Origin of the sequence: Citrobacter sp. wls708 (genome assembly GCF_005281255.1) — a bacterium.
Lineage (GTDB): Bacteria > Pseudomonadota > Gammaproteobacteria > Enterobacterales > Enterobacteriaceae > Citrobacter > Citrobacter werkmanii.
Map to the genome: position 1 here is coordinate 698,839 of NZ_SZXE01000016.1, position 18,748 is coordinate 717,586.

Annotated in this window: 18 protein-coding genes; 7 read left to right on the forward strand and 11 right to left on the reverse strand. The window is 48.0% G+C overall.

Annotation, left to right across the window (positions count from 1 at the left end; translation table 11 throughout):
- Positions 1-10: 10 nt before the first annotated feature.
- The 11 genes from flgL to flgB form a co-directional block, all read right to left on the reverse strand.
- Positions 11-940 (reverse strand): flagellar hook-associated protein FlgL, encoded by a 930-nt coding sequence (gene flgL / locus FDW97_RS12990; RefSeq protein ID WP_085047730.1) that lies wholly within the window; start codon positions 938-940, stop codon positions 11-13.
- Positions 941-958: 18 nt separating this feature from the next.
- Positions 959-2,335 (reverse strand): flagellar hook-associated protein FlgK, encoded by a 1,377-nt coding sequence (flgK, locus tag FDW97_RS12995; RefSeq protein ID WP_087856482.1) that lies wholly within the window; start codon positions 2,333-2,335, stop codon positions 959-961.
- Positions 2,336-2,433: 98 nt separating this feature from the next.
- Positions 2,434-2,736, reverse strand: a complete 303-nt coding sequence (locus FDW97_RS13000; protein ID WP_110498852.1) for a rod-binding protein — start codon at positions 2,734-2,736, stop codon at positions 2,434-2,436.
- 8 nt (positions 2,737-2,744) lie between these two features.
- Entirely contained in the window at positions 2,745-3,866 is a 1,122-nt protein-coding gene (locus FDW97_RS13005) for a flagellar basal body P-ring protein FlgI (protein WP_087856483.1), read from the reverse strand.
- A gap of 13 nt (positions 3,867-3,879) precedes the next feature.
- Positions 3,880-4,545: a flagellar basal body L-ring protein FlgH gene (gene flgH, locus FDW97_RS13010; RefSeq protein ID WP_038643004.1), complete on the reverse strand. Its 666-nt coding sequence runs from the start codon at positions 4,543-4,545 to the stop codon at positions 3,880-3,882.
- 56 nt (positions 4,546-4,601) lie between these two features.
- Positions 4,602-5,387 carry a flagellar basal-body rod protein FlgG gene (gene flgG / locus FDW97_RS13015; protein WP_038637632.1) on the reverse strand — a complete coding sequence of 262 codons (786 nt, stop codon included), beginning with the start codon at positions 5,385-5,387 and terminating at the stop codon, positions 4,602-4,604.
- Positions 5,388-5,417: 30 nt separating this feature from the next.
- Positions 5,418-6,155 carry a flagellar basal body rod protein FlgF gene (locus FDW97_RS13020; RefSeq protein ID WP_038637629.1) on the reverse strand — a complete coding sequence of 246 codons (738 nt, stop codon included), beginning with the start codon at positions 6,153-6,155 and terminating at the stop codon, positions 5,418-5,420.
- A 9-nt stretch (positions 6,156-6,164) separates the two neighbouring features.
- On the reverse strand, positions 6,165-7,367 hold the full coding sequence (gene flgE, locus FDW97_RS13025) for a flagellar hook protein FlgE (protein WP_137351134.1): 1,203 nt from the start codon (positions 7,365-7,367) through the stop codon (positions 6,165-6,167).
- A gap of 26 nt (positions 7,368-7,393) precedes the next feature.
- Entirely contained in the window at positions 7,394-8,281 is an 888-nt protein-coding gene (locus FDW97_RS13030; protein WP_085047734.1) for a flagellar hook capping FlgD N-terminal domain-containing protein, read from the reverse strand.
- Positions 8,281-8,712: a flagellar basal body rod protein FlgC gene (gene flgC / locus FDW97_RS13035; protein ID WP_006685942.1), complete on the reverse strand. Its 432-nt coding sequence runs from the start codon at positions 8,710-8,712 to the stop codon at positions 8,281-8,283. Before flgC ends, FDW97_RS13030 begins: the two co-directional genes overlap by 1 nt.
- Positions 8,713-8,714: 2 nt before the next feature.
- Complete coding sequence (flgB, locus tag FDW97_RS13040) at positions 8,715-9,062, reverse strand: flagellar biosynthesis protein FlgB (RefSeq protein WP_042310529.1); 348 nt, start codon at positions 9,060-9,062, stop codon at positions 8,715-8,717.
- Between the two features lie 82 nt (positions 9,063-9,144).
- Here flgB and flgA point away from each other — a divergent pair, with 82 nt between their 5' ends.
- From flgA to FDW97_RS13075, 7 genes are all read left to right on the forward strand, one after another.
- Positions 9,145-9,912, forward strand: a complete 768-nt coding sequence (gene flgA / locus FDW97_RS13045) for a flagellar basal body P-ring formation chaperone FlgA (protein ID WP_170973676.1) — start codon at positions 9,145-9,147, stop codon at positions 9,910-9,912.
- Between the two features lie 99 nt (positions 9,913-10,011).
- Complete coding sequence (gene flgM, locus FDW97_RS13050; protein ID WP_038643000.1) at positions 10,012-10,299, forward strand: flagellar biosynthesis anti-sigma factor FlgM; 288 nt, start codon at positions 10,012-10,014, stop codon at positions 10,297-10,299.
- A 12-nt stretch (positions 10,300-10,311) separates the two neighbouring features.
- Positions 10,312-10,740 carry a flagellar protein FlgN gene (gene flgN, locus FDW97_RS13055; RefSeq protein WP_038637617.1) on the forward strand — a complete coding sequence of 143 codons (429 nt, stop codon included), beginning with the start codon at positions 10,312-10,314 and terminating at the stop codon, positions 10,738-10,740.
- Between the two features lie 135 nt (positions 10,741-10,875).
- On the forward strand, positions 10,876-11,820 hold the full coding sequence (locus FDW97_RS13060; protein ID WP_137351136.1) for a lysine-N-methylase: 945 nt from the start codon (positions 10,876-10,878) through the stop codon (positions 11,818-11,820).
- Between the two features lie 56 nt (positions 11,821-11,876).
- Positions 11,877-14,432, forward strand: a complete 2,556-nt coding sequence (locus FDW97_RS13065) for a glycosyltransferase family 2 protein (protein ID WP_137351137.1) — start codon at positions 11,877-11,879, stop codon at positions 14,430-14,432.
- Positions 14,433-14,499: 67 nt separating this feature from the next.
- Positions 14,500-15,543 (forward strand): glycosyltransferase family 2 protein, encoded by a 1,044-nt coding sequence (locus tag FDW97_RS13070; protein ID WP_170973678.1) that lies wholly within the window; start codon positions 14,500-14,502, stop codon positions 15,541-15,543.
- 232 nt (positions 15,544-15,775) lie between these two features.
- Positions 15,776-18,199 carry a glycosyltransferase family 2 protein gene (locus FDW97_RS13075; protein WP_085047739.1) on the forward strand — a complete coding sequence of 808 codons (2,424 nt, stop codon included), beginning with the start codon at positions 15,776-15,778 and terminating at the stop codon, positions 18,197-18,199.
- The last annotated feature ends 549 nt before the right edge of the window (positions 18,200-18,748 follow it).

Sequence of the window (18,748 nt, forward strand, 5' to 3'; positions counted from 1 at the left end):
CTGCTCGCTGTTAAATCACACTGAAAAGGTTCAACTCACTCACTTTAGAGTAGGTTTTTAAGGTGGCTTCCATCGCCATTTCCAGTCCGGTAAAGGTAATGGAGGCTGGGCCGTAATCCAGATCGCTCAACTGGCTGATAAGCTGATCGTTGGACGTTGAGATATCCGTCTGAGCATCGCTGAGCATGGTCATTGTATTCTGCGTTTCACCAATGGTGGCGATGGAGGCGTTGAGCTCATCAGAGGCCACGTCTACCGTGTCGATGGCATTCTGAATATCGCTTTGCACCTGCGGATCGGTAGGGTCAACCAACGGATCCTGTAGCTCTTTCGATAATGACGTTAAGTTATTCAGCACATCCAGGCTATCGCCGAAAAAGTCGCTGACGGCCACATTGGTGTCAACCTCGACGCCATTGGAAACCGTGGTCTGGCGATGCTCGCTATTCCCCTGGTAGGTATAGCTGTCGGTCACGCCGTCGCCGTCCTCATCCACCGCGACAATCGGCGGCCGATCGTTCACCGTCCCACCAAACACATAGTGCCCGTCTTCATCCTGGTAATTTAACGCCGCCACCATCGCTTCAGTCATTGACTGGATATCCTGCCCCAGACTGGATAGCGAGCCGGCGGTATTGGTGCCGTTCGCGGCTTCCAGCAGATCGTCGCGAATCGCCAACAGATCGTTATTGACGCCGTCGAGAATAGATTCCTGCTGGCTCATCCCTGCCGAAGCGGAATCAATATTCGTTTGATATTGGTCGAGGGCCGATTGCTGGCGGTTAAGCTGGGTGATACGGGTCGCCGCAATCGGATCGTCAGACGGTAACAGAATGCTTTTCCCCGTCGCCATCTGCGTGACGACATGAGAAAGATCGCTGGAAAGGTCGTTAAAACTCTGCGTCATAGACACATAAGACTGCTGGGCAGTGACTCGCATTTTTCATTCCCCTTCCGGTTAGCTACACATTTCCAGCACAGAGTCGAAAATATCTGCGCCTGTTGAGATGACTTTCAGGTTAGCCTCATAAATCTGCTGATAGGTAATGAGGTTGACCGCTTCTTCATCCATGCTGACGCCGCTCACGCTGCTCTGCTGGTTCTGTGCCTCGGAGTACACGTTCGCTGCGGCTTCGGCTTCCGTCTGGTTTTGCTGGCTGTAGATACCAATATTGCTGATGATCGATGAACAGGCTTCGCCCACGGTTACGCTACCGAGTCCTTCAATTTCCAGCGGTTCGGTTGAGATGTTGATCAGCGCCTGCAGGTTATCGCTGTTGCCGCTTTCGTCCGGCGAGCTGGAAAACGCCAGTTCATCGGCGGTGATATCAGGGTTTACCTCCAGCGGGCCATCCGATGAGTTTTCATCATAAATAAACAGCGGTTCACCGGGATTTCCGTTCAAATCGTAGCCCTGCGCCAGTTGGGTGTTAACCGCATCGGCAAATTGCTCCGCCATGCTGTTAATCGTTCCCGTCAGCGGCGTCAGCACCTCATTCTGATAATCAAACAGCGCGCCCAGCGAGCCGCCGGTATCGGTGTTCATGGATGAGGTGGTTCCGGCAAACGTTAACGACATACTCTGCGTGCCATCGGCGTTGGTATCCAGTTCGATGGTGGAACTCTCCTGCCCGCTGACCAATGGCTGACCGTTTTGCAGCGTGACGTTATAGTTGCCTTCATCATCGATATTGACCTGAACGTCCATAATGCCGCTCAACTCTTCCACCATCTGATCGCGGGCGTCATACAGCGCCGAAGCGTTATCGCCGTTGGCTTCAGCTTCAGCAATTTGCTGGTTATAACTGGCAATACCGGTAGTCAGGGTGTTCACCTGCGCCACCATCGCCTGCTCCTGGCTGACGATCTCACTGCTTTGCGAGTCGATGTAATCGAGGGTGTTATCCACGCGCAGCGCCAGCGCGCCGGACTCGCTGATCACCTGCTCACGCAGGGCGGAATCATCCGGGCTGGTGGTGGCTTCGTTTAGCGCGGCAAAAAAGTTATCAAATCCCCCGCTTAGGCTGCTGTTATCATCGCTGAGGACGGTTTCCAACTGCGTTAAATACTCTTGCTGGGTGTTGTAATAGCCATAATCGCTGGCGGCATACCAGACCTGGTTAACCTGATACTGGTTTGAGACCCGGCGAATACTGTCAACCTGCACACCGTTACCCGCACTGTTCGCTGAACCGGAACTCGCGCCAATGGTACTGGTGATGGCAACCTGCCGGGTATAACCGTCAGTCATCGCGTTGGCGGTGTTCTGCGCCGTTACGTTAAGCTCCACCTGCGCAGTCGATGCGCCGCTGTAGCCAATGTTAATCATATCCATCAAAGCGTCCTCGCCGGTCAGTTACCCGGTCTGTCATTAACAACCTTGCCGATTAAGAGCGGCGAAAAAACCGCAGTTCTTAAGCCGCCGCGCAACCTTTATCCTTGGTGATGAGGGGAGAGCTGTTTGACGATCATCTCCGCAATGCCAATGCCGTGCTGTTGGGCAAGACTGTTGCACAGCTGATCGTCATAAAATCCCTGCATCATGCGTACCGAGTCGCTGTTAAACGGGTTATCTTTTGAGTCGAAGATCTCATTGGTTTTACGCATCTCTTTCAGCATGTTGCGTAAGAAGATGGCTTCGAATTGCTGGGCAGCTTTCTGCAAATCGTTATCTTTGATTTTGGGGCCCATTAACGCATCGCTACCGTCAATGCCCCCGCTATGATTCACCTTGATGTCGGCCATTAAATCACCTCCAGATCGGCATCCAGCGCACCAGCTTCATGCAGGGCCTGTAAAATAGACATAATGTCGTCCGGCGTTGCCCCCAGGCTATTGAGCGCGTTGACCAACGTTTTCAGACTGCTGGACTCTGGCAGACTGATCATCCCCGGACGGGCATGATTCACCGAAATATTGCTTTGCGGCGTCACTGCCGTACGGCCACCGGCAAAAGCGTTCGGCTGGCTGACGTTGCTGCTTTCATTGATGGAAACCGTCAGACTGCCATGCGATACCGCCGCCGCATGCAGGGCGATACCATCGCCCATAACGACCGTACCGGTACGCGAGTTAAACACCACCCGAGCCCGGACTTTTTCCGCCTGCACCTGGACGTCATCTAACTGAGACATAAAGGCCACGCGCGCGCCGGGGCTGGTTGGCGCGCGGACGATAACGTTGGTCGAGCTTTGTGCCGTCGCAATGCCGCCAAACGACGCGTTGATCGCCGCGGCAATGTTATTGGCATCTTTAAAGGAGGGGCGTTTCAGATTGAGCGTAATGGTGTCCCCCATCTGGAAGTCGCTGGGAATTTCACGTTCTACCGACGCGCCGTTCGGTATCAGCCCAGCGGTGGGGGTATTCACGGTGACGCTGGAGCCGCTGGCTCCGGTCGCGTTCATCCCGCCGACCACCACGCTCCCTTGCGCAAGGGCATAAACCTCGCCATCCGCGCCGTGTAATTGGGTGAGCAATAATGTGCCGCCGCGCAGGCTTTTGGCATCGCCGATCGACGAGACCGTGACGTCAATGGTCTGCCCACGCGAGTACATGGGCGGTAGCGTCGCGCTGACCGCCACCGCCGCAACGTTCTTCACCTTCGGATCGATTTTGCTCGGCAGTTGTACGCCAAACTGGCGCAGCATGTTGGTAATTGTCTGGTTGGTGAATTTGACCTGGTTTTTATCCCCGGTTCCGTCCAGACCGACCACCAGACTGTAGCCGACGAGTTGGTTTTCCCTGACCCCCTGGACGTTAACCAGCGATTCCAGAGATTGCGACTGCGCCGCGCCTGGCAGCGCCAGGCTCAGGGCGATAACGATGCCGTTTAACGCGTTCATCCAGCGCCCGCTTAAGTGTTGCATATCAAAATCCTGCTTAGATCGGGAAGAGAGGATGGTTAAACAGACGCGTCAGCCAGCCCGCCGCATTGGCATCGCTCAATGCGCCACGGCCCGCGTAGGAGATGCGTGCATCCGCAATACGCTGCGATGAGACGGAGTTGTCGTTCTGAATGTCATCGGCGCGCACCAGGCCACTCAGGCGAATATACTCATCGCCCTGGTTAAGGGTGAGCCATTTTTCACCGCGAATTTCCAGGATACCGTTCGACTGTACCGAGTGTACCGATACCGTAATTTCACCGCGCAAACTGTTTTGCTGCTGCGAGGTCGCCGTCCCGTTGAAGTCACGATTGGCGTCTACGGAAGCGGAAAGGTTATCTTTGGTATGTCCGAACAGCGTCGGCGCGCCGATGTCGACGGTATTGTTCTTACCGAAATTGGTTTTCGCCTGTTTGCTCGACTGGGTGGATTCTTCCAGCATCACGGTCAGGATATCGCCCACGCGATAGGCGCGGCGGTCCGCCGTCAGCGACCAGTTATACCCCGTTTCAAACACGCCCCCCGCACGACCATCCGCCGTTGGCGGCGCTTCCGTTTTGGGAGGAGCAAAGAATTCGTCATTTTTTTTGACCAGGAGGGCCTGCGATTCGCACCCGCTTAACAGGGGAAGCAGTACCATCAGCCAGAGATAATTTTTCACGTTCTGCCTATTTCTGCCGGATGGCGTTGTACCATCCGGCATTTCACATTCTTGAGTTACAGTGTCTGACTAATAAACTGCAGCATATCGTCTGCCGCAGAGACCATTTTGGCGTTCATCTCATAGGCGCGCTGTACGGTGATCATCGCCACCATTTCGTTGACGATGTCAACGTTCGAGCCTTCCAGTGCTTTATCCTGTAACGTTCCCAGACCATCTTCCCCGGGAATACCTTCCGTCGGTTGACCGCTGGCCGCCGTTTCCAGATACAGGTTGTCGCCTTCGGCTGAAAGCCCGGCCGGGTTGGCGAAATTCACCAGCGTTAGCTGTCCCAGCTCGGTAGGATCGCTGTCGCCGGGTAAAATCGCGCTCACCGTGCCATCGGAAGCAAATGACACGCTGGTTGAACCCGCTGGCACATCAATTTCCGGCTGTAACGGCAACCCCTGGGAGTTGGTCAACACGCCATCAGCGTTAACCTGCATATTGCCGTCACGGGTATAAGCGATATCCCCATTGGCTTTTTGCACCTGCCAGAACCCCTGCCCCATGATGGCCACGTTCATCGTATTGTCGGTGGTTTCTACATTCCCTTCGGTGAAGGTTTTTTGCGTTCCCACAATACGAACACCGCTACCGAACTGCATTCCGGTCGGCATGATGTTATTTTGATCGAGCATGGCGCCCGGCGCTTCCTGAGTCTGATAAAACAGATCCTGGAACATCACGCGGTCGCGCTTAAAGCCCGTGGTATTGACGTTGGCGATGTTGTTGGCAATCGCACTCATCTCAGCATCCTGCGCCGACAGGCCGGTTTTACTGATCCATAACGCTGCATTCATAAAACTTTATCCCTGATTAAAGGCTACGACTCAGGAGCCGCGTAGCAGCCTGTTGCCTGAGTCGCTGAGATCTTCAGCCGTTTTCATCATCTTGATTTGCGCTTCAAACTGACGGTTCATCGCGATAGATGACATCATTTCGCTCACCGCAGACACGTTACTGCCTTCCAGAAAGCCGCCGCTCACTTTGATGTTCTCATCGCGCTGCGCCGGTACGCCGTCCGCCGTGACCAGCATCCCCTCGCTATTTTTCGCCAGATTGGCGACCGGAATATCCACCAGCTTCAGGCGATCGATATCCATCGTTGCAGTAACATCGCCATCGTCAGGCGTGACGGAGAGCGTGCCGTCGCTGCCGAAAGAGGCAATCGCGTTTGGCGGTAAAATAATCGGGCCGTTATCCCCGAGCACCACGTTACCGTCGATGGTCAGTTGCCCCTGATCGTCCTGCTGAATATTGCCGTTACGGGTGTACACCTCGTTTCCCGCTTTATCCTGCACGGCGATATAACCGGGTCCCTGAATAGCAACATCAAGCGGACGTTCGGTTTTTTCCGCCACGCCAGTGCTGTCATTGACGCCGCTGGGACTCTCCTTCGCCATAAAACGCGTATCAAAACCACCGCCTTTTACTTTGTCGTTGCTCGCCATCGCCATATCCGCGCGAAAACCATTGGTGTTAACGTTGGCGAGGTTATTGGCGCTAATTTGCTGCTCGAGCAGCGTCTGGGTGGCTCCGCTGAGTGCGGTATAAATCAACCGATCCATTTCTTAGCCTTACATCGCCTGGAAGAGAGCCTGATCCAACTGCGTACTGGTCGAAATCACCTTGGTGTTCGCCTGGTAATTACGCTGGGCGGTCATGAGATTGACCAGTTCGTTGGTAATATCCACATTGGAGCTTTCGAGCATGCCGGAGGAGAGCGTGCCGCAAGAGCCGGAGCCAGGCGTGCCAATTAGCGGCGTGCCGGATTCGCCCGTCTGTACCCAGGCTGTGCCGCTTACCGCTTCCAGTCCGTTCTCATTCGGGAAGGTAGCGAGCACGACCTGCCCCTGCAGCATACGTTCGCCGTTGCTGTAGGTGGCGTAAACTTTACCGTCATCATCCACCTGCACGCCGTTCTGCGTTGCCGAGGCATAACCGGTTGCGGAGTTGGTTGTCACCGAGAAATCAGAGCCATACTGAGTACAGTCTGAGTAATCAATGGTCATCGAAATCGGCGCAGCGTCATCAGTAGTGAACGTGATGGTTTGCGGTGTTGTTGGCGATGTCAGCTTGCCGGTATTTGAGTCGAAGGTCAGCGTGGTCGGTGGGACGCCGCTCTGCGCCTCACCATCAAAGGTGTACTGTACTTCCCAGGTGTTATCGGCGGTTTTGGTAAAATACTGGCTAACCGAGTGTTCGTTACCCAGCGAGTCATACACAGTGGTGGTGTAGCTGTCGGTATAGGTATCGCTGTTGTTCGCGTCAAACGGTACGCTGGTGCGATCGATTGTTTCATCACTGGCGTCAAAGTTTGCCGTGAAGGTCATGCTGTCAGTGGCCTGTGCCGGGATGTTGCCGGTTTTAATCTGGATATCAGTGACGGTACCGGTTTGCAGCGTGCCGCTCTCATCAACCGGATAACCTTGCAGGTAATCACCGGACGCATTGACGATATAGCCGTTTTTATCGGTCACGAAAGAACCGGCACGCGTATAGGAAATATTCCCTGCGCTATCGCACATGACGAAAAAACCATCATCGTTAATGGCTAAATCCAGCGCGTTGCCGGTTGAAACCATCGAGCCGCCGGTGGAGATACTCTGTGCGGAACCGGCCACGCTCACGCCCATCGCCTGCGTCCCGGCGTACATGGCGGAGAACTGGGTGGTCATTGATTTATAACCCACCGTACCGGAGTTAGCGATGTTGTTACTGATGCCGTCCAGTTGTTCGTTGACGGCGTTTAGCCCCGTCGCTGCAATTTCATAACTCATTGTTTCTTCCTGTAAGATTAACTAAATCAGAGCACCATATTGCTGTTGGCGTTATCGCTTCCGTCGTCAGTATCTGGCGGCGTGGTGTCATCGGAACCGCTGGTTCCGTCGGTGCTGTCCGGTACGCCAAACTGGGTGATCATGGTGAATGGCACTTCGCCAACGCCGTCAACGTTGAGCACCGGCGTGCTGCCATCAAGCGGAATACGCACATCTTCCACCTGGCCCGTCACCTCGATCGGCACTTCCTCTTCCCCGGTATTGGTCACCACGGAAACGCTGTAATCGCCCGGCGGGATGCCGTAATCCGCAGGATTGATGTCGAAGTCCACCTGGCCGGGTCCGACGGAGGTTTCACCTTCCGGAATCAGCGACACGGTGTAGTCATCACCCGCTTCATCGGTAAAGTGCAGATCCACATCGGTACAGCTGTCATCCAACGTGACGCGCCCCTGGATCGCCTTGCTGTTGTCTTCGATATCCAGCGAGGTGGTTTGCACCATGATGTCGTCGCCGACCATATTTCCCAGCGCCATCACCTGGATGTTGCTCATCAGCACGGCATTGGTGTTGGCCTGGACGCTCATCTCTTCCATCATCGCCACCTGCGCCATTGAGGAGAGCTGATCGATATAGGCCGTAGGATCGGTGGGATCGGTCGGATCCTGGTTTTCAATTTCAGCCACAAACAGCGTCAGAAACGTGTCGACCGCCGAGGTTTCGGTGGACGTGGTGGTTGTTGTGGTGCTGCTGGTGTCGCTGGTATCCGTCGTTGACGACGTTGTCGAAGAACTGCTGTCTCCCACATTAGTGCTTTGCGCCGTGGCGCCGACGTTATTTTCCGCAACCGCCGTCGTCTTCTCCTGAGAAGAAGCCAGCGCCTGAGATTGGGCATACAGAGCCAGGGTATTCATTACACTTCTCCCAGTTTGAGTAAGCTTTGCTGCATACTTTTGACGTTATTCAGCACATCAACGTCGGTTTCAAAATCACGTGATGCGGACATCATGTCAGCCATTTGCTCGACCACGTTGACGTCCGGGTACCAGACAAAACCGTTCTGATCCGCCATTGGGTGATGCGGCTCATAACGCTTCACCGCCCCGCCGCTTTGCATGACGTCCTGCACTTGTACGCTGGCGCCATCAATGGCGTGGCGGTTATGTCCCCCTATCAGGCTATTGTTGTAAACCGCGGCAAAAACCGGGCTGCGCGCCTTATAGGCCTGCGCCTCGCTGCTGGCAGGAGATTCCGCATTCGCCATGTTGCTGGCGACGGTATTCAGACGGATGGTTTGCGCCGTCATCGCCGAACCGGAAATCTGGTAAATATCAGTAAACGACATGGTTATTTCCCTTCAATGGCCTCTTTGATGCCGCTAAGTTGCAGATTCAAAAAAGTCAGACTGCTTTGATAATCCATACTATTTTGTGAAAACCGGGCCTGCTCGGTATTCAGCTCTACGGTATTGCCATCCTCTGAAGGCTGCATCGGCACGCGGTATTTCACGTCAACCTCGGGCGGAACATTTGTACGACTTGCCCGTTGCATCTCAGCGGCAAAATCAATATCTTTGGCTTTGAAATTTGGTGTATCGACGTTTGCCAGATTCGCAGTCAGTAGCTCGGTCCTCTCAAGACGTAACTTCACTGCCAGCGGATGTACACCCAATGCCTGCTGAAAACTGATTCCCATTTCTTGCATCACTCCTGCGTAGATATCGCTGTTATTAGCAATATGTATGCCAACTTTTAAGTGATTGATGAGAAATGACTTTATGAAAAGACACCCTCACAGAAGGAAGCCCTCTTTCCTCTTTGCCGTGGAAATGATGCTGGCTATATGCTGTGGCTTACCCGTATATGCCGCCGTCCATCCCATTCAGCACAGCGCCCGGGAACAGATCAACGCGCAGGTTCTCAATGCCGCCAGTCATGAAATTGACGCGCTGGCGCGCAAACAGCAGTGGCAGGACTATCGCTACACGTTCAATATTTATATTCCCTCCGCCGTGAGTACCAGCGCGCTATGCGCGTCGGCGCCGCAGGTTACCTCAAGCACATCACCGGAGATGGTCCTGTCACGAATGAACTTTGTGGTCAGTTGTCCGGGCAGCAATGGCTGGCAATTTAACGTGGCGGTACGCCCCGATGTGTCGATTCCGGTGGTCATGCCAAAGTCGTTGATTGCGCGAGATACGGTAATCACCACCGACGACCTGCAGCTTAAAAAATTCAATATCAGCAACCAGCGCGAAGGGTTGATGACGAATATCGATGAGGCGATTGGTCTCACCAGCAAGCGCGCCCTGCAACCGGGCAAACCGATTACCCGTAGCGAGCTGGTACTGCCCGTACTGGTCAAACGCGACCAGCCGGTGATGATCGTCTCCCACATGGCCGGGATCACCGCCTCAATGCCGGGCGTGGCGTTGAAGAATGGTCGTAAAGGGGATGTGATAAAAATTCGCAACAGCAGCAGCCAGCGGATCATTAGCGGGATGGTGGACGATACCGGCGTGGTCACCACGCTGACGGCGGAATAGTGCGGGGATTTTTTGTGATGGGATTAAAGTTTTCCTCTATTGCCGTCGCTTTTAGCCAATAACAGATAACCAACCCAACGGAATATGTACGAGGTTGCTATGAAAATTACCCCAACTCTGCCAGGCAATCGCCCTGCATCGACAACCGAACAGGCGCGTGCAGACAAGAGCAGCGTGCAGACGAGCGCGTCTAGTTCCGCATCACTTTCCGCCGACGATATTACTCAGGCGGGATTACAAACGGCGCAGCAAACGCTGAACAGTGATACGCAAAGTGACGTTGATTACGACAAAGTGGCGCAAATGCAGGCCATGCTGGCCTCAGGCGATTTGCAGGTTGATACCGATCAACTGGCTGGGGACATGCTCAGCTTTTTCCAGAAATAAGAGGCTACAACAGTGAGTACCAGGCTACAGCAGGTGAAAACTCTGCTTCAGGGCATCCGCGAGGACGGGACGCGGTATGACGCGCTCAGACACCAGTTGGAACAACAACGTCTGTGTATGATCCGTCGCGACAGCGACGAACTACTGGCCGTCAATGAACTTATTCAACAGCATTATGAGCAGTTGCAAAACAGCAGCCAACAGCGCCGGTCGCTCCTGCAACTGCTGGGCGTAAGCGTCAATCGTGCAGGGATAGAACAGGTCTTTAGCTGGCTGCCGGGCGTGCAGAAAACTGCCGCAGAGGGCTGGTGGCAAAGCCTTGAGCAAAAAGCGAAACGCTGCAAGATGTACAACGAAAAAAACGGCGATCTGCTGATCCGTCAGTATGAATTTATTCAGGCTTTTTTAGGTACTGAGCCCGATTTTATTTACCAGCGCTAAAACTTCCTTCCCTGACGCGGAAACCGGCTTTCCGCGCCTCATCTAACCAATTGATATAAATACAATTAAAATTCAGGCATGGATATTGCACTGTTATAGCCAGATTTTGAACATTGGGATTACTGAGAACACATTATGAGTATGATTGATTGTTACGAGCCTGACTTTGTCCGGTTGTTTTTATCCCACCATCCGGATTCCGCTTTACTGGTCAACGTGCGCTGGAAAACGGAAGTTCGTCAGAGTCTGATCTTAACCGATCCGGCCAGCTGCCAGGCTGCATTAGGCGATCCCAATGCCTTTGTCTTGCATCATTCAAAATGTGCGGCCGCCCCTGACAGCCCGACGTTATCCCCACGCGCTCAGGTATTGAATCAATCTGCTCTGAATACCATTACCCTGCCAGGCTTGTCACCGGAGCTGCGCCTCTATGCGCTGGGCATCATGCTCTCTTTTTGTGAGAAATGCCCAGACAGTAGCGACGAGACACTGGAAAAGCTGGCTTCGCTACCGCAGGTGCTGGCTGACCATGCGCAAAGTGGAAAACTGCAGGAGCAATTCGCACAACTGCCCAGTCTGCCCCAGTTGCAGCGGGAAATGATCACCCAAATGGGCAACTGCGATTTCAATTGGGAACTGTTGCCGGAAAGCGCGCGTAAGCTGACCTTGCCCCTGCAGGTAAGCCTGCTGATGCTGCAAGATGCTAACAGTGAAGCCTTGCTCCAACAGCAATTGCATGATCAGTGGTTAATGACCTGGGAGCGCTATTTCGCGCAGGATGCCTGGATTTTCAGTAACTATCTGATTTATCGCCTTTATCACGATACCTTCCCGCAGCATGACGATGAAAGCGCGCTCCAGCGTTTCTTCTGGCTGGTCGCTGACCTCTTTATGATTCGTACACTGTTTTGCCTGTGGACACTGGACGGTTCCGCATTAAGCCACGACGAAATTTATGCCCTTTTCGCGCTGTTTGAAGCGTGGCGCAATAGCGAGCATGCCATCTCGCTGCGCCAGCATATTGTGAACATATTGCCGGGAGACCCTCTGCTCTCGGCGTTTTCCCTGATTACACGTTAGCACCTGTTGACCGGGTGAATGCCCGGTCCTTTTTCGAACCGCGAATACACATCACCATGCCTGAAACCTCTAAAGCTCGTTCCGCCCTGACCGGCATTGTCAAAACGCTGGAAACTGGCCGTGAAAAACCGTTTGTCAGCGTCATTACCCCAACGTGGAACCGCGCCGCTTTCTTACCCTATTTACTGTATATGTTCCGCTACCAGGATTACCCTGCCGACCGCCGGGAGCTAGTGATCCTCGATGATTCCCCGCAAAGCCATCAGTCGGTCATTGACAGGCTGACGCAGAATCACCCGGAGAAATTTAATATTCGTTATATCTATCATCCGGAAAAGCTCGACCTGGGCAGAAAACGCAATATGCTCAATGAGCTGGCGTTAGGTGAGTATATTCTTTGCATGGATGACGACGACTATTACCCATCAGATAAAATCTCTTACACCATCGACATGATGCTGCGCCACCGGGCGTTAATTTCTGGTTCGGATCAGATCCCCATCTGGTATAGCCATATCAACCGCATCTTTAAGACGCATTCTTTCGGCAAAAGACATATTTTGAACGGGACATTTTGCTATCACCGCAATTATTTGAAAAAACACCGCTACGTTGATGAATGCAATTTAGGCGAGGAAGAAGGGTTCACCAATAAATTCACCGTTGAGCCGCTCCAGTTACCCGGAGAACGGACAATTATCTGTGTATCGCACAGCCAGAACACCTTTGATAAAGATTTTGTCCTTGGTTCAAGTGAACCTTTAGAAGGGAACATTGAGCAGTGGGTTGCCGATCCCATGCTCAAAAATTGGTATCAAAGCCTGCATAATGCCACGCACAACTCACCGATGCAGTGGGAGGCCATCGATCAGATCATCGTCATCAACCTGGATAAACGAATCGATCGTCTGAGTCAGATCCAACAGGAACTGGCGCAACTGAACGTTCCGACAGATAAGATCACCCGTCTTGCCGCCTGCGAAGAAACCAATGGCCTGTTGGGCCGCCGTCATTCGCACTTGCAGGCGCTGCAAATGGCACAGCTAAAAGGCTGGAAGAATTACCTGTTGTTAGAGGATGACTGCGTTATCCTGAAACAGGAAAAACATACCCGCGTCTTGAGTACTCTTCTGGGAACGTTAACTAAGCTTCCCTGGGAAGTGATTATTCTGGGCGGACAGATTAAACAAGGTTCGGTGCTAAAAAGCCTGGAAGGGCTGGTTCATGCCCGGGACTGCCATAAGGTCTGCGCGTATCTGGTTAACAGTCAATATTACGCCACGCTGGCGCAACAAATGGCAGATGATCTTTCTGCTACGCCCGAAGAACAATGGCAACCGTTGCTGCACACAGGAAAATGGCTAGCCTGTTACCCAAGTATCTGCTACCAGCGGGTTGGGTACAGTGATATTGAGAAAAAAGTAACCGATAACATTGGTTTTTACTTTAATAAAGTTAATAAATCACCGACAAACCATACCACGCTTGCGAATACGCCTTATCCACGTAATGTTGCAGCGGTAAATACCATCGGTTTCTATCTGGAGAAGGCTTCGCATTACACGACGTACCGTCCAATTATTGCCGCTCTACAGAAAATGGGCCATCCCTGCTCACTACTGATAAACGACCGGGTCCATAAGTCATTCATGGACGAGATGCTGGCAATGATAGCAACCATTGATGACCCAGCATTAGGAGGCGCTCGTCTTTCTGGAGTGTTGGAACGACATCAGCGTTATAAATGTGTTGTTAGCCCCTATTACACGCCATTGCTCAACAACCTTTCTGATATACACATCCGGGCAATACATGGTCAGATGGAAGAAGAGCGAAATCACGCCTGGTGGAATATTTTTTATCATCGTATCCTTTGTCATAGCCCTTACAGTCAGCAGGCACTGGATATCGGAGGAAAAGCGAAACTGGTAGGAAATCCACGCTTTGATGAGTGGCACAACGACACTTACGTAAAAATGCTCCCGACAAGTCTTAAGTTGAATGCTAAAAAGCAGACTATTCTTTATCTTCCAACATATGGCACCCTAAGCTCGCTCCCACAGTGGGCAGAACAGTTAGGACGGCTCTGCCATGAGTATAATATTGTCACCATGCTCCATCACGAAACTTGTTATAACCCAAGTGAAGCCCCTTCACTGGCGCTGGCACAACGACATTTAAAGAGAAGAATCGATAGCCCTCAACTGCTGCTGGCACTTCTTGCACAAGTTGATTACGTCTTGACTGAGAGCAGTGAGTTTGCTTTTGACGCTCTTCATATGAATAAGCGCGTTATTTTACTTTGCGGCACAGAAACTAACTCGCACCCGGAAGAACAACGAGAATTGGCTACTCCGCAAAATGCCGAATGCCATATTCGCAAGATTCTCCCTGTAGCCAATAATATTCAAACGTTACGTCTTGTGTTAGCGAATACTTTTGACTGGACCTCGTTAGAGACGCGTCTAAATGAAATTCGCCATCAATATTGCGATGCCTTTATGGATGGTAATGCCGGGGAAAGGGCAGCGCATGAGATTGCTACTTCATTAGATGAACCCTCACCAACTAATAGTCTATGGTTGAATTTAAGAAAGAAAATATTTAATTAGTCACTAAATATTTTAAAAAACCGTCATCTCAGAAAGATTAAATAACAAGAAATTAACGGAATTCAATGTGGAAATTAAAATAAGTATCATCGTATCGGTATACAACGACGAAAAGCATATTGAGAGATGCCTAAAATCTGTTATAAATCAGACCTATAGTAATTATGAGCTAGATATAATTGATGATGGATCAACGGACAGAACACCATTTATTCTGGCTGAATATAACGATAAATATAAACAAATCCGCCTCAGTACATTACCTAATCAAGGATTAGGTAATGCTCGAAACCATCTGTTAAATAATGCAACTGGTGATTACATTCTTTTTCTCGATTCTGATGATGAATTGCTGCCAAATTGTTTGTATGAAATCTGCAATGAGATTAATAAAAACAAAACTGATATAGTTGCTTTTTCATCAAAAATAATATTTTCCGATGAGAAAAAACCAGACAAAAAAATGTTAATGTATTATAAAAGACCTGAGCCTATTAATAACAAGACATTCACAACGGAGGATTTCTATAATAAATCGATACAATATATGGTTAAGTATGGCTACGGTTATCCCGCAGTTGTATGGGCATATGCTTATAAGCGACAAACAAATAGCGACCTACGTTTTTTGCAAAAAACATTCGAAGATGAATACTTTACCACGGCTCTTTTATTATTAAACCCAACACAAAAAATAAAACATATAAATAAAAACCTTCATATTCATTATATAAGAAATGGTGCTATCACGACTTCTCCTATGCAGGTACAGTCGATAAGGTGTTGTCTCGATGCTATCAACTCACTCTTAGAATTATCGGACAAATTAACAAATCCCGATACGATAAAAAGCATGTACATTAACATCAGACATATACTAAATATATTTCTCATCAGGAATCAATCATTAAACACCCAGAAACTTAGCCCAATAAAAATAATTGGCCTATTACTTAAACCGGATTCAGGAAAAAACGTAAAAACTATAGGCCCAATATATCGAGCCTTACTTAAAACAATCATTAACGACATTGTAAAAATATACAAGTTACATAGCGATCAAAATGCAGCACCCATTTTAATGATGGTTAACAAGATACTGGATAGTTAAATTATTTATTAACCCCGTCCGACATGGAGGTATTAACCACTTTAGATAGCCACCATTTAACAATGCAAGGTTAATATTAACACTGAGGGGATACCATGATGCGCATAGAGAAAAACATGGAATAAATTTTAAAATACTGCAATTTTGGTTCCTAACCCGTAAGACGCTTAGCGCTTTATTAACTCCGAAGTATTAGCTAAGTCACCCTTTATCAAAAAAAGAGCTTAACACTATGTCCAGTCGCACGATCAATTTGTTATGTATAACACCATGCAGTGAAAAGCAATACCTTAATATCATTATGACATTTGTTAAGAATGTAGTTAATTCGGGGGAACTTTTCTTTGTTGACTCAGGAAATATTGACCGCAAAGATTTCTTCGCAAATCTAAAAATAAATAAAGAAATAATGTTGAAAATTCACTATTTCTATGCACCTGAATGCTCAACACCAGAGGAAAAAGTAGCGCTGCTAAATCGACATGCACGTGGCGATATCTGGCATTTTATTATGCCAGATGTTTTGTATCCAGAGAAATATTTTAATAACTTCTCAACTCAATCTCCCGATAAAATCCTGGGTTCAACACTAAAACCAGTCTATATTCCTACTATTGACTATTTATGCTGTATAAATTCCCGGGCTGATCATTTCAGCCATTTAGCCTCACTCTGTTTCCACCGCCACCATTATGAAACACTGGGTATATGGTTCAATACCCAAGGCGATGAAGCATCTCTGGGAAAACCTTTTATTCAATTGAACAAAAATAATTGCCCAGTAACCGTCATTGATAACCTGGAATACGCGACAAATACCGGGTTATTTTACCGTTCAACAGAACTTGCCAGGAACGATATTTCTGTACAAATACCCACACTTAATTTTCAACACAAAATCGACTGGTCTATTTTCGAAAAAATAGTATATATTAAAACACCAGACACCCCCAATGAAGAAGAACTATTTTCTTTTAATATAGATAGACTAAAAATACCAGAAGATAAAATCATCAACTTCAATGCTATCCAGACTGATATTATTGGTGCAGATCATATGCTACCTCATATAGCAGTATTGCATATGGCTCGTGAGCAAAAATGGAAAAACGTACTCATTATTGAAGATAATGTTTCATTTGTGCAAAGTATTGAAACAGATAAACAATGCAATCATTTCTTTCTATTACTCAAAAATATAAAATGGGATGTTGCAATACTTTCAGCTAACTACCAGAAGACTTCATCGCTTCTAGAAAACAGTTGCTGTCTGAAGATTGATGCGGCGCAAATGATGGGAGCTTATGCTGTTAATGAAAATTATTATGAAACACTAATTGGTAATTATGTCCAGGATTTTGATAAAAACGCTAAAAATATAATCAAGCATGAATATCCTATAGATATCTATTGGAATAAATTAATGCCTCAGCATCGATGGCTTGGGATTTGGCCATGTGCTGCTTTTAAGAAAAATAATAGCAATAAATCTAATAAAACAATCGAAAACAATATATATTCTTTTTTCCATCCGTTGTTGTCAACCCTTCCTGAAGAACGTAATAAATTGGAAAAAAGACTTATCGCCAAATTTAATAATGGAACTGCACTTGCAGAAGATTATCATGAATTATCGAAACTTTATCGCTCTCATGGAATGTATGAGATAGCTGATTATTTCCACCATCAGTACACTGGTGAAAATGAAAAAATTCAGCAAGATACCAACTGGCCATTATTATCAGTCATTATTACGACCTATAATCAAGTAGACGTCCTGATGAAAACACTTAGTAGCGTTCTTCGTCAGCGCTACCCAAATATAGAAGTTGTAGTAATTGATGATGCTTCTACTGATCATACAGCAGCGCGTTTAGCTGAAATCGATGATCCGCGCTTGACAATTATACGAAATAAGACAAATCAAAAAGGAGCTGGTAATCTCAGGTCGGGGTTAAATCTACATACAAAGGGTGAATATATTTTCATTATCGATCATGATGATCTTCTGCTCGATAGAGATTATTTAATGGATGCTGTTTTATTAATGGAGAAAGATAAAAGCCTAGCATTTGTTTTTGCTCGTTACCTTGAATTGCATGAAGCAAAAAACATGATATCAAATGCAAACTACTATGCCACAACAAATAATATAACTAATGGAAAAAAATATTTTTTAGACATTCAAAAATCAGGTTTCCCAGGCATTATGTTTCTAACTACAGTATTTCGACGTTCTGCTGCAATAAAAACAAAAGCAATTGTACATGAAGGGGTAAGTGATTTTCATCTTTTTTCACGATTAATGTTAGCAGGGAATGTCGGTTTTATAAACCGTATTTCCTCAATATACCGCATACATGAAAAAAGTATAACTTTCAATATGAATGCACCTACTGACATATATATAGATGAGCTTTTCATGTGCCATCTAGAGGAAACAATTGAATTAGCCCATAAAAATGGGCTCACTCGCTATCAGCTTGATGAATGGTTTACCAGAGTTTCTTCTACATATTTTTGTTGGTGGCGCTTACCCAATATTATAAAAAGTAATAGCTACGAACTCGCCCTGACTATCCTAGGTATGCTACATAAAAAACACCCTAAAGTTGGTGTCAAAGTGTTATCTATTTTGTTTAAAAATAAAAAATAAATTACGCATTCATATTCTTCCCCCTGCCTTCACAGAAGGCAGGAGAAACTCAAAACGATTGAAATAATATATATTATTATCACCTGACGAAACCGGAAGAAACAAATGAAGCATTGTATTATATGCAGACAAAATGTAGGTTCATAGTTAACATTCATCTACGATAGAATGACATTATTATCTGATAACGACTTCACATCTATCACTCTAATTAAAAAAACCACTTGATAGCACTGGATCTTTCGTAAATAATTTTTGGTGTAGAATATGTAGATGAATAGATCGCGTACGACACTTATCCCTCTATTTTATGTCTATTGTTTTTTATAAGATCAAATTGTTACTGAGTATCATCAAGAAATATCCATATTGAATTTTGTTATAAAGCTGCTCATATTCATCATTTATGTATTGATATTGTTAATTTATTCTACCAACATGGATTTCAGTGAAATTTCATTACTCATACAGAACTTCTCGCTTAAACTTTTTAATTGAAGCATTGAGTAAATATTAAAAACCATTCATATGTAGAGTTGCCATAAATAT

What these genes read in the sequence shown, in the direction of transcription:
- flgL (WP_085047730.1), bottom strand. Translation starts at nt 940, where the DNA reads ATGCGAGTCACTGCCCAGCAGTCTTATGTGTCTATGACGCAGAGTTTT.
- flgK (WP_087856482.1), bottom strand. Translation starts at nt 2,335, where the DNA reads ATGGATATGATTAACATTGGCTACAGCGGCGCATCGACTGCGCAGGTG.
- FDW97_RS13005 (WP_087856483.1), bottom strand. Translation starts at nt 3,866, where the DNA reads ATGCAACACTTAAGCGGGCGCTGGATGAACGCGTTAAACGGCATCGTT.
- flgG (WP_038637632.1), bottom strand. Translation starts at nt 5,387, where the DNA reads ATGAATGCAGCGTTATGGATCAGTAAAACCGGCCTGTCGGCGCAGGAT.
- FDW97_RS13020 (WP_038637629.1), bottom strand. Translation starts at nt 6,155, where the DNA reads ATGGATCGGTTGATTTATACCGCACTCAGCGGAGCCACCCAGACGCTG.
- flgE (WP_137351134.1), bottom strand. Translation starts at nt 7,367, where the DNA reads ATGAGTTATGAAATTGCAGCGACGGGGCTAAACGCCGTCAACGAACAA.
- FDW97_RS13030 (WP_085047734.1), bottom strand. Translation starts at nt 8,281, where the DNA reads ATGAATACCCTGGCTCTGTATGCCCAATCTCAGGCGCTGGCTTCTTCT.
- flgC (WP_006685942.1), bottom strand. Translation starts at nt 8,712, where the DNA reads ATGTCGTTTACTGATATTTACCAGATTTCCGGTTCGGCGATGACGGCG.
- flgB (WP_042310529.1), bottom strand. Translation starts at nt 9,062, where the DNA reads ATGGGAATCAGTTTTCAGCAGGCATTGGGTGTACATCCGCTGGCAGTG.
- flgA (WP_170973676.1), top strand. Translation starts at nt 9,145, where the DNA reads ATGAAAAGACACCCTCACAGAAGGAAGCCCTCTTTCCTCTTTGCCGTG.
- flgM (WP_038643000.1), top strand. Translation starts at nt 10,012, where the DNA reads ATGAAAATTACCCCAACTCTGCCAGGCAATCGCCCTGCATCGACAACC.
- FDW97_RS13060 (WP_137351136.1), top strand. Translation starts at nt 10,876, where the DNA reads ATGAGTATGATTGATTGTTACGAGCCTGACTTTGTCCGGTTGTTTTTA.
- FDW97_RS13065 (WP_137351137.1), top strand. Translation starts at nt 11,877, where the DNA reads ATGCCTGAAACCTCTAAAGCTCGTTCCGCCCTGACCGGCATTGTCAAA.
- FDW97_RS13075 (WP_085047739.1), top strand. Translation starts at nt 15,776, where the DNA reads ATGTCCAGTCGCACGATCAATTTGTTATGTATAACACCATGCAGTGAA.